Origin of the sequence: Pseudomonas sp. HD6422, assembly GCF_025377065.1 — a bacterium.
GTDB lineage: Bacteria > Pseudomonadota > Gammaproteobacteria > Pseudomonadales > Pseudomonadaceae > Aquipseudomonas > Aquipseudomonas putida_U.
The window spans coordinates 1-13959 of record NZ_JAHWIW010000009.1 but is presented as its reverse complement, the minus strand read 5'-3'; the positions used below and the strand labels follow the sequence as shown (position 1 = coordinate 13959).

19 protein-coding genes are annotated in these 13959 nt (G+C 63.3%); 13 read left to right on the top strand and 6 right to left on the bottom strand.

Annotation, left to right across the window (positions count from 1 at the left end; genetic code table 11):
• Positions 1–6: 6 nt before the first annotated feature.
• The 4 genes from KY379_RS08150 to KY379_RS08135 all read left to right on the top strand — a co-directional run bounded on the left by KY379_RS08150 (position 7) and on the right by KY379_RS08135 (position 3376).
• Positions 7–1296, top strand: a complete 1290-nt coding sequence (locus KY379_RS08150) for an arsenic transporter (RefSeq protein ID WP_261239660.1) — start codon at positions 7–9, stop codon at positions 1294–1296.
• 9 nt (positions 1297–1305) lie between these two features.
• The gene (locus tag KY379_RS08145; protein ID WP_261239661.1) at positions 1306–1776 is read left to right on the top strand and encodes an arsenate reductase ArsC; all 471 of its coding nucleotides are present in this window, start codon (positions 1306–1308) and stop codon (positions 1774–1776) included.
• The gene (gene arsH, locus KY379_RS08140) at positions 1776–2510 is read left to right on the top strand and encodes an arsenical resistance protein ArsH (RefSeq protein WP_261239662.1); all 735 of its coding nucleotides are present in this window, start codon (positions 1776–1778) and stop codon (positions 2508–2510) included. The genes KY379_RS08145 and arsH overlap by 1 nt, the downstream gene beginning before the upstream one ends.
• A gap of 320 nt (positions 2511–2830) precedes the next feature.
• Positions 2831–3376, top strand: coding sequence for an arsinothricin resistance N-acetyltransferase ArsN1 family B (locus tag KY379_RS08135; protein ID WP_261239663.1), 546 nt, complete (start codon positions 2831–2833; stop codon positions 3374–3376).
• Between the two features lie 130 nt (positions 3377–3506).
• On the opposite strand, the gene KY379_RS08130 is transcribed toward KY379_RS08135, so the two are convergent.
• On the bottom strand, positions 3507–4202 hold the full coding sequence (locus tag KY379_RS08130; RefSeq protein ID WP_261239664.1) for a tetratricopeptide repeat protein: 696 nt from the start codon (positions 4200–4202) through the stop codon (positions 3507–3509).
• A gap of 5 nt (positions 4203–4207) precedes the next feature.
• Positions 4208–4879 (bottom strand): hypothetical protein, encoded by a 672-nt coding sequence (locus tag KY379_RS08125; RefSeq protein ID WP_243744072.1) that lies wholly within the window; start codon positions 4877–4879, stop codon positions 4208–4210.
• A gap of 229 nt (positions 4880–5108) precedes the next feature.
• On the opposite strand from KY379_RS08125, the gene KY379_RS08120 reads away from it, so the two are divergent.
• The 3 genes from KY379_RS08120 (at position 5109) to KY379_RS08110 (ending at position 7498) form a co-directional block, all read left to right on the top strand.
• Entirely contained in the window at positions 5109–5969 is an 861-nt protein-coding gene (locus KY379_RS08120) for a CAP domain-containing protein (RefSeq protein ID WP_261239665.1), read from the top strand.
• 148 nt (positions 5970–6117) lie between these two features.
• Positions 6118–6753 carry a DUF1326 domain-containing protein gene (locus KY379_RS08115; protein ID WP_261239666.1) on the top strand — a complete coding sequence of 212 codons (636 nt, stop codon included), beginning with the start codon at positions 6118–6120 and terminating at the stop codon, positions 6751–6753.
• Positions 6734–7498: a DUF2182 domain-containing protein gene (locus tag KY379_RS08110; RefSeq protein WP_261239667.1), complete on the top strand. Its 765-nt coding sequence runs from the start codon at positions 6734–6736 to the stop codon at positions 7496–7498. The genes KY379_RS08115 and KY379_RS08110 overlap by 20 nt, the downstream gene beginning before the upstream one ends.
• Positions 7499–7534: 36 nt before the next feature.
• Here KY379_RS08110 and KY379_RS08105 read toward each other — a convergent pair whose 3' ends face one another.
• A complete protein-coding gene (locus KY379_RS08105) occupies positions 7535–8176 on the bottom strand; it encodes a DUF1109 domain-containing protein (RefSeq protein WP_133329602.1) in 642 nt (213 codons plus the stop codon).
• Positions 8163–8750 (bottom strand): sigma-70 family RNA polymerase sigma factor, encoded by a 588-nt coding sequence (locus tag KY379_RS08100; RefSeq protein ID WP_133329600.1) that lies wholly within the window; start codon positions 8748–8750, stop codon positions 8163–8165. Before KY379_RS08100 ends, KY379_RS08105 begins: the two co-directional genes overlap by 14 nt.
• Before the next feature lie 176 nt (positions 8751–8926).
• On the opposite strand from KY379_RS08100, the gene KY379_RS08095 reads away from it, so the two are divergent.
• Genes KY379_RS08095 through KY379_RS08080 form a run of 4 tightly spaced genes read left to right on the top strand, consistent with a single transcriptional unit; the run spans position 8927 to position 11286 of the window.
• Positions 8927–9208, top strand: coding sequence for a DUF2282 domain-containing protein (locus KY379_RS08095; protein ID WP_133329598.1), 282 nt, complete (start codon positions 8927–8929; stop codon positions 9206–9208).
• Positions 9209–9223: 15 nt separating this feature from the next.
• Entirely contained in the window at positions 9224–10057 is an 834-nt protein-coding gene (locus KY379_RS08090; protein WP_409977267.1) for a DUF692 domain-containing protein, read from the top strand.
• Positions 10054–10809 (top strand): DNA-binding domain-containing protein, encoded by a 756-nt coding sequence (locus tag KY379_RS08085; RefSeq protein WP_261239669.1) that lies wholly within the window; start codon positions 10054–10056, stop codon positions 10807–10809. The genes KY379_RS08090 and KY379_RS08085 overlap by 4 nt, the downstream gene beginning before the upstream one ends.
• Positions 10810–10818: 9 nt before the next feature.
• The gene (locus KY379_RS08080; protein WP_133329594.1) at positions 10819–11286 is read left to right on the top strand and encodes a DoxX family protein; all 468 of its coding nucleotides are present in this window, start codon (positions 10819–10821) and stop codon (positions 11284–11286) included.
• Positions 11287–11379: 93 nt separating this feature from the next.
• Here the strand turns inward: KY379_RS08080 and KY379_RS08075 are convergent, their stop codons facing one another.
• Positions 11380–11772, bottom strand: coding sequence for a RidA family protein (locus tag KY379_RS08075; protein ID WP_261239670.1), 393 nt, complete (start codon positions 11770–11772; stop codon positions 11380–11382).
• A 141-nt stretch (positions 11773–11913) separates the two neighbouring features.
• Between KY379_RS08075 and KY379_RS08070 the strand changes: the two genes are divergently transcribed.
• On the top strand, positions 11914–12828 hold the full coding sequence (locus KY379_RS08070; RefSeq protein ID WP_261239671.1) for a LysR family transcriptional regulator: 915 nt from the start codon (positions 11914–11916) through the stop codon (positions 12826–12828).
• Positions 12829–12878: 50 nt separating this feature from the next.
• Entirely contained in the window at positions 12879–13352 is a 474-nt protein-coding gene (locus KY379_RS08065) for an OsmC family protein (RefSeq protein WP_261239672.1), read from the top strand.
• Between the two features lie 65 nt (positions 13353–13417).
• Here KY379_RS08065 and KY379_RS08060 read toward each other — a convergent pair whose 3' ends face one another.
• Positions 13418–13882 (bottom strand): LysE family translocator, encoded by a 465-nt coding sequence (locus tag KY379_RS08060; RefSeq protein WP_261239674.1) that lies wholly within the window; start codon positions 13880–13882, stop codon positions 13418–13420.
• Between the last annotated feature and the right edge of the window lie 77 nt (positions 13883–13959).

Sequence of the window (13959 nt, the reverse complement as noted above, 5' to 3'; positions counted from 1 at the left end):
GCACCCATGCTTATTGCTGCTCTGATTTTCATCTTCACGCTCACCCTGGTCATCTGGCAGCCCAAAGGGCTCGGCGTGGGTTGGAGCGCTGCTGCCGGGGCGATCCTGGCGCTGCTCACCGGCGTGGTCAGCCTCGGCGATGTGCCTGTGGTCTGGCACATCGTGTGGAACGCCACAGCCACCTTCATCGCGGTCATCATCATCAGCCTGTTGCTCGATGAGGCCGGCTTCTTCGAGTGGGCGGCCTTGCATATGGCTCGCTGGGGGCGGGGCCACGGCGGGCGGCTGTTCGCCCTGATGGTGCTGCTCGGCGCTGCGGTATCGGCTCTGTTCGCCAACGATGGTGCGGCGCTGATCCTCACGCCTATCGTCATCGCCATGCTCACCGCCCTGCGCTTCAGCCCTGCTGCTACCCTCGCCTTCGTCATGGCCGCCGGCTTCATCGCCGACACCGCCAGCCTGCCGATGGTCGTGTCCAACCTGGTGAACATCGTTTCCGCCGACTTCTTCGGCGTGGGCTTCGGCGAGTACGCCTCGGTGATGTGGCCGGTGAACCTGGTGAGCGTCGCGGCCACCCTGCTGATGCTCTGGCTGTTCTACAGGAAGGACATCCCCGCCCAGTACAACCCGCACCAGTTGGCCGAACCCAAGCGCGCCATCCGCGATCCGGCCACCTTTCTTGCCGGCTGGTGGGTTCTGACGCTGCTGCTGTTCGGGCTGTTCGCGCTGGAGCCCATGGGCATTCCCATCAGCGTGATCGCGGCGGTATGCGCGCTGATCCTGCTGGTGATCGCCGGGCGTGGACACGTCATTTCGACCCGCAAGGTCATCAAGCATGCGCCCTGGCAGGTGGTGGTGTTCTCCCTGGGCATGTACCTGGTGGTCTATGGCCTGCGCAATGCCGGGCTGACCGACGCCCTCACCGCCCTGCTCGATGTGTTCGCCGGGCAAGGCCTGTGGGCCGCCACCCTGGGCACGGGTTTCGCCGCGGCGCTGTTGTCCTCGGTGATGAACAACATGCCCAGCGTGCTCATCGGCGCGCTCTCGATCCAGGGCAGCGAAGCCACCGGTGTGGTCCATCAGGCGATGGTGTACGCCAACGTCATTGGCTGCGACCTGGGCCCGAAATTCACGCCGATCGGTAGCCTTGCCACCCTGTTGTGGCTGCACGTGCTGGCGCAGAAGAACATCCGCATCACCTGGGGTTACTACTTCAAGGTGGGCACCCTGCTGACCCTTCCGATCCTGCTCGTGACCCTGGCCGCCCTGGCCGTGCGTCTGAGCATCAGTGCCTAGGAGCCCTGCATGAAAGTCTTGTTCATGTGTACCGCCAACAGTTGCCGCAGCGTGCTCTCCGAGGGCCTGTTCAACCACCTCGCTCCTGCCGGCATGAGTGCGGTGAGCTCCGGCAGCTTCCCCAGCGGACGCCTGAATCCACGCGCCGTCAGCACGCTTAATGGCCTCGGCGTGGATACCTCGACGCTGTACAGCAAGGGGTCAGAGCACTTCCAGGACAACCCGCCGGACATCATCATCACCGTGTGCGACAAGGCCAATGGCGAGCCTTGCCCGGTGTTCTTCGGGCCATCGGTGAAGAGCCACTGGGGCCTGTCCGATCCCTCGGAAGTGCAAGGCAGCGACGAGGAAATCCAGGCGGCCTTCGACGCCACCGTGGCCCATATCCGCAAGCGCTTCGCCGCTTTCTTCGCCCTCGACCACAGCGCGCTCAGCACCAGCGAACTCAAGCACGCGCTCGATCGAATTGGAGAACTCTGATGACCGATTTCACCCCCCAAGCGCCCCAGGACCTGCCAGGCCTGGACCTGGATCTGTTCGATGCGCCGAGCCTGGAAAAGCTCGCCCAGCACACCCCGCCGGCCCACAAACCACGGATCCTGCTGCTCTACGGATCGACCCGTGAGCGCTCGTTCAGCCGCCTGCTCACCCAGGAGGCAGCGCGTATCCTGGAGCTCATGGGTGCCGAGACGATCATCTTCGACCCCTCCGGCCTGCCGCTGCCCGATGACGCGCCGGTAGACCATCCGAAGGTGCAACAATTGCGCGACCTGGTGATGTGGTCCGAAGGCCAGGTGTGGTGTTCGCCGGAGCGCCATGGCGCGATGTCTGCGGTGTTCAAGGCGCAGATCGACTGGATCCCCTTGGCGCTGGGCGCGGTGCGCCCCTCCCAGGGCAAGACCCTGGCGGTGATGCAGGTGTGTGGCGGCTCGCAGTCGTTCAACACGGTCAACCAGCTGCGCGTGCTGGGCCGCTGGATGCGCATGGTCACGATCCCCAACCAGTCGTCGGTGCCCAAGGCATTCCTGGAGTTCGACGAGCACGGACGGATGAAGCCTTCGTCGTATTACGATCGGGTGGTCGACGTGATGGAAGAACTGATGAAGTTCACCCTGCTGGTACGGGGCCGCGAAGCGTACCTGGTGGACCGCTACTCGGAGCGCAAGGAAAGTGCCGAAGCGTTGTCGAAGCGGGTGAATCAGCGGTCGCTGTAGCCTGTAGGGGCGCCCAAGACCAACGTCCAAGTCTGTTCACATTGTGATGAACCCGTAGGTCACACACATCCAAGCGAAGCCAACGAGTGCCAGCCATGCGGATATCTGTAAAACCAACTTAAGTTGTGCAGGGAAGCGTTGCAGTTCTGGACTTAGCGCCAAACCTGTGGGAGCGGGCTTGCCCACGAAGGGTCGCAAAGCGGCCCCAATTGCTTAGCTGGCGGGCATTAGGACAGACTCTGTTCATCAGTCAACGCCAAAGACCCCGCCTCTCTGAGATGTGCATCAACCAGAGGTCCATCCAGCCTTACGGAGCCCCCATGACCAGCATCCGAGTCGCGGCGCCCACGGACGCCGCCGCCATCCAGGCCATCTACGCCCCCGTGGTGCGGGATACGGCGATCTCCTTTGAACTGGAGCCGCCTTCGGTAGCGGAAATGGCCCGGCGTATCGAAGCCACATTGCCGTTGTATCCCTACCTGGTGGCGGAGCGGGATGGACTGGTGGTCGGCTATGCCTATGCCAGCCAACATCGTGCTAGGGAGGCTTACCAGTGGTCGGTGGATGTCACGGTGTATATCGCCGCCAACGCACAGCGCAGTGGCGTCGGCAGGGCGCTGTATCAACACCTGCTGGCGGTTCTGGAGCAGCAAGGTTTTCACGCTGCCCATGCGGGCATCGCGTTGCCCAACGAGGGTAGCGTGGGGCTGCATGAGGCGCTGGGGTTCATGCACATAGGGACGTATCCGGAAGTCGGCTTCAAGCACGGGCGCTGGCATGACGTGGGATATTGGCGACGGGGGTTGAACCAGGCAATTCCGCCTCGCTCCATCGTGCCATTCGGGCGGTTGCCTTCAGCTGATTGATTGCTTCCAGAGAGGCCGGATCGCGGCAAGCGATTGGCGCAGGCCATAGGTCATGCGCCAATCCAGCAAGTGGCCCGAGAAGCACTTCCCAGGGCTTGCAACGAGGTCTGGGAAAGTAGACTTCAACCCACTACGGCAGGCTGATCCGATACTCAGCGAGCTTGGCCAGTTGCTTCTCGCGCACGAACTGCTTATCCACCCTCTGCGAGAATTGGGTGAAGTCAGCCTTGGCATCGTCCTTGGCCCCCAGATGGTCATAGGCGACACCACGGGCATAGTAAGCCCAGGCATAGTCAGGCTGGCGCAACAGGCCGGTACTGAAGGCCTCTGCGGCCTCTCGATACTGTCCCAGGTCGGTCAGCGCCAGCCCGAGGTGGTAGTAGGTCGGCATGTTGAAGCCGGACCCTTTGCCCGCCTCGCCCAAGCCATTGTCGAGGTTGTATTGCACCAATTGCAGGGCTTTTTCCGGTTTGCCTGCGTCGCGATACATGGCGCTCAGGTCGAGGTTCCCGCGGGGATCCGGCTTGCCCGATAGTTGCAGGGCTTGCTCCTGGGCTGCCACGGCTTCATCGAAGCGCTTGAGCTTGCTGTAGGCGTCAGCCTGCACCGCATAGACCACATGCTTCAGCGAAGCGGGCAGCGTATTTTTCTGCAGGCAAAGATCCCCCTCCTGCAACACCAGCGGGTAGTTGCCTGCTCTGGACGCCTTGAATTGCTTGGAGCAGTGAGCAAGATCGGCTTTTTGCGGATCCTGCAGGCCTGCACAGCCGGCGAGGATGACGGAACAGGTGATCAGTGTGGGCCAGCGAGTATTCACGGTAGTCATCCTTGTCAATCGAGCAGATGTGCGTTGAGGTCCGGGCGGTAGACCTGGAGCAGTGGCGCTGTCACCGTTCCTTGCAGCGAGCAGAACACAGTGGTGTGCCCGGCCAGCGGAGCGCTCTTGTCGCCGGCGTCGACGATCAACACGCGGTCCACGTATCCGAACGGTGTAGCGACCCCTGGGCCGGTCAGTCCTTCGGTGCGCCATTGGTCGATCGGGTCACCGACGCGGCGAATTTCTGCACGAATGAAGGTCTTCCCCTGACTGACGAATCGCTCGTTATCGACGATCAGCGGCTTGAGCTTTGCAGCCACCTCTTGTGGCGAGCCGTCGGCGACGAAGCCCCAGAACAGAAAATTACCCGCCCCCTGGATGGTCTGGGCCTGGTTGTAATAGCCGACCATGCGCACACCATTGACGGTCAATGGTGTTTCGAAGTGCTGGTAAGTGCCGCCTTCTTGCAGTGGGCTCATGATGATCGGCGCCTTGACCGAGCCATAGTCGCTCAGTCGCAAGGTACCTTCTGGCAGACGCACATCGCTCAAGCGCTGGAAGAACTGCGCATCGCAGCGCGAAAACGCTGTCATCAGCTGTTCGGGGGTGGTGACGGTCTGGGCTTGCACAGTGCAAGTAACGCCGGCGGCGAGCAAGGCAACGCCGGTGAAAAGAGAACGGAGCATCGAATTCATCCATGAAGAAGTAATGAGCCTCTTCGGCCGGTTGGCCAGAGACTTTAGCGATTCAGGCCCGCGAAGGCTAAAACCCCGCCCCCGATCGGTCAACCAAGGACGGGGTAACTGAAAACAGAGAAATCATGCACGTCACCCGTGAACCAGTATCGAGGCGCGCAGTCTTAGCCGGGCCCTTTAATCGGCACTTTCGCCGTCATTCAACCGAGCTGTCCGCCCCATGCGCCACGTCGCCTTGCGCCCTTCGTTCGTCTCGCTCTGCCTCGTTCCCGTAGTCACCCTGTTCGCCAACCTCGCCCATGCCAACGGGGAACGGCAACTGGTGTCGGCCATCAACCACTACCGCGCCCAGCCACAACGCTGTGAGCACCGGGTAATACGGGTTTCGACGCCGCTGGCGCTGAAGTCGAGCCTGGCATTGCCGGTGCGCTACGACGGTGGTTTGCGCCAAGGCCTGAAGGCCGCCGGCTATCAAGCGGTAAAAGTACGGGCCATCCGCCTGATCGGCGCGCAAGATGCCGAAGAAGCCTTTGACATGCTGCAAAGCGACTACTGCTCCGCCTTGCTCGATAGCGAATTCGCCGATATCGGCGTCAGCCGCGCGCGCAACGAATGGCGCGTGGTACTGGCACGACCGGTGCTCGACGCGCACCTGGGCGATCAGCGCTCCACGGGCAGTACGTTATTGGCGCAGGTCAACGCGGCGCGGGCGCAACCGCGTCTGTGTGGTCGCCAGCGCTTTGCCGCAGCCCGCCCGCTGACCTGGAACAACGCCCTGGGTACGGCGGCCAAGCGCCACAGTCGGGCGATGGCCAACGACAACTTCTTCGCCCACCGCGACCCTGACGGTGACCTGCCGGCGGACCGGGCCTGGGACGCCGGCTACCGTGGACGTCAGGTCGGCGAGAACATCGCTGCCGGCCAGGGCTCGGCGAGCAAGGCGATGGCTGGTTGGCTGGCCAGTCCCGGGCATTGCGCCAACTTGATGAACCCGATGTTCACCCAAGTGGGCGCAGCCTTTGCCGAGAACGCGCGCAGCGACCGAGGTGTGTACTGGACGATGGTCTTCGGCGCGCCTTGAAGGGCCTGCTCGCCTTGACCGCCGAGACTGCGAAAACACACCGACATCGCCGTTTTATGCAACGGGCGGCAGATGCCGATTCCATCTAAATGAGCGGAGCGGCTCGGAACTAAGCTTAGGGATGATGCTTATTTGCGAGGACACGATCATGGCCCACGTCGATTGGCGACTACGCGGCGAAGGCGTCGATCTTTGCAACTGCGACTACGGTTGCCCCTGCCAATTCAATGCCCTGCCCAGCCATGGCACCTGCGAAGCCGCGGTGGGCTATCACATCGAAGAAGGCCACTTCGCCGACGTCCCCCTGGCCGGATTGAATGTGGCCTGCACATTCTTCTGGCCCGGTCCCATCCACGAGGGTGGCGGGCAGTGCCAGGCCTTTATCGATGAACGCGCCAGCCCTGCTCAGCGCCAGGCACTGCTGACCATTCTCAGCGGCCAGGAGCAGGAGCCAACGGCTTTCTTCGCGATCTTCGCCAGCACCGTCGAAACTCTGCACGAACCGCAGTTCCTGCCGGTCGAGGTGCACACCGACCGCACCGCCCTGACTGCCAGCATCCGTGTACCCGGCGTGCTCGATGGCCGCGCCGAGCCGATCCGCAACCCCGTCGATGGGTCGGTACACCGGGCCAGGCTGGTGCTGCCCGATGGCTTCGAGTTCGGCGAAACCGATTGTGCCAGTGCCACGTTCAACTGCACGGGGGCGGTGAAGCTGGACTACGCCGGGCGCAACGCCATGCTCTACGACCTGGACATGGGGCCGAATGGCATCATCCGCGGCTAGGCGCACGCCAGAACTCGGCGCGCTGCTGACCGGCGTGCTGATCCTGCTGCTCGGCGCCCTGGCCTGGTGGTGGCAGGCCGAACAGGCCAGCACCATGGCGGCCATGGGCGAGATGCACATGCCGCCTACCGCCTGGTGGTCGAGCCAAGGCGCACTGACCCTGCTGATGTGGCTGGTGATGATGCAGGCGATGATGCTGCCGGCTGCGCTGCCGGTGTTTCTGCTGTACCGCCGCTGCCTGCAGCGCGACGATGGGCGCGCCTTGAAACTGCTGCTGTTCTGCGCCACCTATGCGCTGGTCTGGGGCGGCTTCGCCTTGCTGATGACAGCGCTGCAGGCGTTGGGTGAGTGGTTGGGCTGGCTCGATCCTATGAGCCTGCGCCTGCCGCCGCTGATCGGCGCGGTGGTGCTGCTGCTCGCCGGGGGGTACCAGATGGGTCAGGGCAAGGCCACGTGCATGGCGCATTGCCAGAGCCCACTGGGTTTCCTCCAGCACCATGCACGCCCCGGGCTAGGCGGCGCCTGCCGCCTGGGGCTGCATCATGGCTTGTACTGCGTGGGGTGCTGTTGGGCGTTGATGCTGGTGCTGTTGGTAGTCGGTGCGATGAGCCTCTGGGGTATGGCCGGGCTGGCATTGCTGGTGCTGGCGGAGAAGGTGCTGCCCTTGGGTGCAGGGTGGCGTCGGTGCAGTGGGGTGTTGCTTATCGTCGGCGGCATTATCCTGGGGAGCTGGGCGTTGGCCTGAACAGAGATGTCGCTGTTGCGTCCGCGCAGCGACACCTCACCAGCGCAACAACCGCGGCGCGAGCAGCGCTCCCACCGCGGTCGGAATCAGCATCCCCAGGACGTACCAGACACCCCAGAACGGCACTTCCATTTCCGGGCAATGCAGGCAGTAGGCGACGGTTGCCGTCGCCCCCGCCAGCAACCCTCCCGCTGCCCCGGCCTGGCGCAGACGGGTCGGCGCCAGGCCGCGCAGCGCCCAGAACACAGCGATGAAGGCCGGCACGCAGAGCAAGCCGATGTTCAACGCGCAGGTGCGCCAGGTGCGACCCAGGATCAACTCGGCCCGCGCGTCGGGCGCGACACCCGCCAGGCTCAAACCAGCCCCTAGCCAGACCAGAAGCAACGGCACACCCAACGCCCACCAGCCAGCTCCGCCGCCGTTGCCCGGCCGCGCGAGGCGCCGGGACAGCTGCAGCGCCAGCAACGCCAGGCTCGAGGGCAGCGCCAGCTTGGCCCAGAACAGCGGCGTGCGCGCCACTTCGGCCAAGTCGCTGCGCACGCCATACACCAACACCGTCAGCAACACCGCGCCGACAGCGCCGATCAACAGAGCCAGGCCAAAGCGCCGGGCCAGGCAATGCCGGTCCACCGGGCCTTCGCCGGCGGCCAGTAGAGAGATCAGCTCATCGGTCTTCATCGCTACGCCTTCCTCCAATCATGCTCGCCAGGGCCTTCAGGCCCCGGTGTATACCCACCTTCACCGCCGAACTGGACAGCCCGGTCAGGCGAGCGGTCTCCTCCACCGATAGCCCATTGACCTTGACATGGACGATCGGCAGACGTTGGCGGTCGGGCAAGCGCTCCAGCAATCGGCCAAGGTCGCGGCTGGCCTCGCTGGGCGCCTCGTCGCCTGCGGCGAATAACTCGCTGTCGTCGCCCAGTGGGTCATGCAGCGCGTCGCGGCGGGCATATGCACGGAAGTGATCGGCCAGCTTGTAGCGAGCGATCGCCTGCACCCAGACCGTCAGCGGGCCGTGCTCGTCATAGGTGTGCCGAGCGTTGTGCACCGCCAGCAGCACCTCCTGCACCAGGTCTTCGATTTCATCCGGACGCTGGGCAAGACGACGCCTGAGAAAACCGCGCAGGTGCACAGCCAACGCCGCGAGGAAATCCTGGTATGCCTTGCTGTCACCGGCCAGCCCGCGCACCAGCAGCGCCTGCAGCTGGTGTTCGCGCGCGCTCAACGCCTGCTGAGTATTAGTTCGTTGCATTGGCGACCAAGGTTACACCCAGGGAGAGTCAGTTCGTCGGTTTTACAGTAGGGGCGCGTCAGAAAAATCTCAAAAATATTTTCAGTGCGCTGTAACCGGATCGAAGCCCCCCGCGAACTACTCCATGAGCCGCAGGTAAGCCACCTCGGCCACCCCACATTTTCGGAGGCTTCATCATGAAAACCCTGACTCTCGCCACCGCCGCCCTGGCCCTCGCTTCCCTGGCCAGCGTTACCCTGGCCGCAGAAACCGCCGCCCCTGCCGGGGGTGCCATGGAGAAGTGCTACGGCGTGGCCATGGCCGGCAAGAACGATTGCAAAGCCGGCGCCGGCACCACCTGCGCAGGCAGCTCGAAGAAAGACTACGACGGCGCAGCCTGGAAAAACGTCCCTGCCGGCACCTGCACCACCATCAAGACCCCGCACGGCATGGGCTCGCTGACCCCGATCAAGTCCTGATAAAGGCCTGCGACCATGACTACCGTGCAGCGGATGGGCGCCGGGCTTAGCCTGAAGGCCGAGCACTATGCCCAGGCCCTGGCCTGCAACGCCTCAGGGCTGTGGTTCGAGGTCCATCCGGAGAACTACATGGTCGGTGGCCCACGCCTGGACTGGCTGGAGCGGGTGGCCCAGCGCCATCCGCTGTCGCTGCACGGCGTGGCGCTCTCGCTGGCGGCGGATGCCGAGCCCGATGCGGCTCACCTGCGCCGCCTGCGAGCACTGGTCGAGCGTGTCGCACCGGCACTGGTGTCCGAGCACCTGGCCTGGTCGACCTGGCGCGGCCAGTACCACCCGGACCTGCTGCCCTTCCCGCGCAGCGATGAAGCCCTGGCGCGCATCGCCAGTAATGTCGCCCGCACCCAGGACGCTCTGGGGCGCACCATCGCCTTGGAAAACCCCAGCCACTACCTGCACCTGGACGGTCATGCCTGGGACGAGATCGACTTTCTTCATGAACTCACTCGCCGCACCGGTTGCAGCCTGCTGCTGGACGTCAACAACGTGTATGTCAGCGCCCACAACCTGGGCTTCGATGCGTTCGCCTACCTGGACCGCTTCCCGGCCTCTGCGATCAGCGAGATTCACCTGGCCGGGCATAGCGAAGACGTTCAAGGCGACCTGCTGATCGACTCGCACGACGCCAGTGTGGCGCAACCGGTGTGGGCGCTTTACCAGCATTTGATCCAGCGCATAGGACCACGCCCGACACTCATCGAGCGCGACGGCAACGTGCCGGATTTCGATAGGTTACTGGCCGAGCGCGATACGGCCCAGCGGGTCCTCGACCAGGCCGGAGGCCAGCCATGAACCTCACCCTCGGGCAGTTCCAGGACGCGTTCATCGAGGCACTGTATCGGCGCCCGGCTCCGGCGCTGGCGGCGCTCACCGCCCAACCGGCGTTCGCCGTGTACCGCAATACCGTACTCAACGGCGCAGTCGAGGCACTGTGTGCCAACTATCCGAGCATCGAGCGGCTGGTCGGGCCCGACTGGATGCGCGCCGCAGCCACCCTGTACGCCGAACAATCGCCGCCCGACGACCCACGACTGGTCCTCTATGGCGCTGACTTCGCGACCTTCCTCGAAGCCGGCCAATCCGAACACGGGTTGCTCTACTTGGCCGCGGTCGCCCGCCTCGACCGTTGCTGGAACGAAGCCTTCAGTGCCACGCTGGAACCGGCCCTGACCCTGGCCGACCTCGCCGGCATGACCGCCGCCGATCTCACCCAGAGCCATCTGCAGCCACGCGCCAGCGTACGCTGGCACTGGTGCGCCGAACACCCGGCCTACAGCCTGTGGCGGCACAGCCGCGAGGGCCTCGACTGGCCGCAGGATCAGCCCTGGCAAGCCGAAGGCGCACTGTTCAGCGGCCACACCGAGGGCGTCGCTCACCACCCACTGGATATTGGCGGCTGCACCTTCCTTGACGCCTGCGCCACCGGCCACACCCTCGAGCAAGCCTCGGCCCTGGCCTTGCAGGCCCAGCCCAACCTTGATTTCAACGACCTGCTGGGCCGGCTGATGCAGGCTCAGGTCTTCCGTCCACTCACGTTCGCCTGAGGTGCCACCATGGATATCACCCACCACGACCTCCCCACCCACGGCCTTCGGCAACGCTGGAACCGCCTTGCCGAGCAGGTGCAGGCGTTATTGGTCGACAGCGTGCTGTGCCTGGTAGCGCGGCTGGGCATCGCGTCGATCTTCTTTCTGTCGGGCCGCACCAAGGTCGAAGGCTTGCTGACCCTGACCCCCAGTACCTACGACCTGTTCCAGAGCGAGTACGCCCTGCCCTGGGTGTCGCCCTACCTCGCCGCGCACATTGCGACCTATTCGGAGCACCTGTTTCCCCTGCTGTTGGTGCTCGGACTGTTCACCCGGCTATCGGCATTGGCATTGCTGGGCATGACGTTGGTCATCGAGATCTTCGTCTACCCCGATGCCTGGCCAACCCATCTGTCGTGGGCCGGGTTGTTGTTGCTGTTGATTGCACGGGGGGCGGGGAAGCTGTCGTTGGATTGGGCTTTGAAAATACGGTGAGGATCGGGGCTTGGGCAGCCACCGGAGGCTATCGTCCCACGACTGCCGGTGATGGATCTTTCCTTCACTCGGCAGCCAGATTCAGCCGCCCTATTACGGCACCTTCGCAATCACCTTGATCTCGAAATCGAAACCCGACAGCCAGGTCACGCCGACCGCAGTGACCGTCGGATAGGGAGCCTCGCCCCAAGACTCGGCCGCCACCTCCCAGATGGTCTCGAACTTCGAATCGGGATCGACCATGAAGATGGTCGTGTCGACCACATCCTCGAAGCTGCTGCCGGCCTCGGCCAGGATCGCGTTGAGGTTGGCGAAGGCCAGGCGGACCTGAGTCGCCAGGTCGGGTTCTGCCGAGCCATCCTTGCGGCTACCGACCTGGCCGGACACGAACAGAAAGCCATTGGAGCGAATTGCCGGCGAGTAACGGTGAAGCTCGTACAGCGCGTGGCGGTCAGGGGGGAAAACGACATCGCGTTTGCTGGACATTGCAGACCTCATGCGGGGCCATCGCGGCCCGGTGATTACGGTGAAGCCACTATAGAAAGGCCCACCGCCGCGGATAAACGAGCAACGCTGGTCATGACTGTTTGTATAATCCAAACAATCCAGCCACGAATGAGCCGGGCAATGGACCGTTTCGATGCAATGCAGGCGTTCGCCCGGGTGGTGGAAACCGGCAGCTTCACCAAGGCGGCAGCCACCCTGCACATGAGCAAGACCACCGTGACCCAGCTCGTTCAGCAACTGGAGGCGAGGCTGCGTGTGCGTCTGCTCAATCGCACCACCCGCAAGGTCAATGTCACCGCCGACGGCGCGGCCTACTACGAACGCGTCGTCCGCCTACTAACCGACATCGACGACGCCGAAACCAGCCTGTCCAGCGCCTCGATGGCGCCCCGCGGGCGCCTGCGGGTAGATGTTCCCAGCCCGCTGGCGCGGATGCTGCTGATCCCTGCCCTGCCGACGTTTTTCACCCGTTTCCCGGAGATTCAACTGACCGTGGGGATGAGCGATCGCATTGTCGACATCATCGGGGAGAACATCGACTGCGTGGTGCGTGGCGGCGAAATCACCGACCAGTCCCTGGTGGCCAGACACATCGGCGATCTGCAACTGGGCATGTATGCCACGCCAGGCTATGTGCGGCGCTTCGGTTTGCCGACTCATCCTCGCGAGCTGGAAGAGGAGCGGCACAAGACCATCGGTTTTCTCTGGTCACGTACAGGCAAAGCCCTGCCGTTCTCGATGCAGCGAGGTGAAGAGCGCATAGAGGCCCAGGGCCGCCCGCAACTCACGGTCGATGACGGCAATGCCTACCTGGCCGCCGGCTTGGCGGGATTGGGCATGCTCTGGCTACCGCAGTACATGGCCAAACCACACCTGGCCAGCGGCGAGCTGCTGCCATTGTTCGAAGACTGGCAGATGCCGAGCATGCCGATGTATTTGGCATTTCCGCCGAATCGCCATGTGAGCGCCAAGGTGCGGGTGTTTGTCGATTGGATGATCGAGTTGATGGCCGAACATGCGCCGCGGGTTGGCTGAAAGCGGTATAAAGAACACCGCTTTTTTTATTCATCGGTAAGCGAGGGACTATGAAGGAACATACTTACACCGTTGACGTAAGCTGGCAGGGAAATACCGGTGACGGGACGACCAGCTATACGGCCTACCAACGCGACTTCGTCATCGAAGCACCCGGCAAGGCCGCCATCCTCGGCTCCGCCGATCCCGCCTTTCGCGGCGACGCCCAACGCTGGAACCCGGAAGATCTGCTGCTCGCCTCGCTTTCTGCGTGTCACAAACTTTGGTATCTGCACGTCTGCGCGGTGAACAAGGTGAACGTGCTGGAGTATCTCGACCAGCCCGTTGCGTGGATGAGTGAAGGGAATGGCGAGCGCAAAGGGCATTTCCGCGAGGCCCAGCTGCGGCCGCAGGTGGTGATCAGCAAAGACTCAGATATCGATCTGGCCATGCGCCTGCATGACCAGGCCCATCACGAGTGCTTCATCGCCAACTCCGTCAACTTTCCGGTCGGATGCCAGGCGTCCATCAGGCATCAGGCCTGAGGTAGCTCCGGTCCGCCACTGCAATCGGAAGTCATGAGAGGGAGGGAGGGATTCGCCCCCTGACATCAATGCCCCATTCCTGGCAGCAGCAGGCTGATGCCCAGGCCTATCAAGGCGGACCCAATGACCTTGTCTATGACACGTTGTTTGGACAGCATCCGCTGACGCAGCGCTTCGGCTGAGAAAAATATCGCAACCAAGCTGAACCAAGCCCAGTGTGACACCGACATGAACAGACCATATGCAAAGTTGACAGCCAGTGAGTTGTCCGCCTGAACGACCTGACTGTAGGTGGCGATTACGAACAGCATGGTTTTAGGATTCAAGGCGTTGGTCAAAAAACCCATGGCAAACGCTTTGCCGGCTGAGGGGCGGGGACCGCCCGCTGTGCCAAACTGCAAGACGGCCTTACTACTGAGCGACTTGCATCCCAGATACACCAGATACGCGGCACCTAGCAGCTTCATCCCTGTGAACATTACAGGGGAATGGGTAATGACAATTGCGATGCCCAATACCGTGTAGAACACTTGACATCCTCCCCGCCCTAAAGGACGGGGATTCCTACAGGTAGACGGCCATGCCCGACCGCGAGAATGTTCCTCGC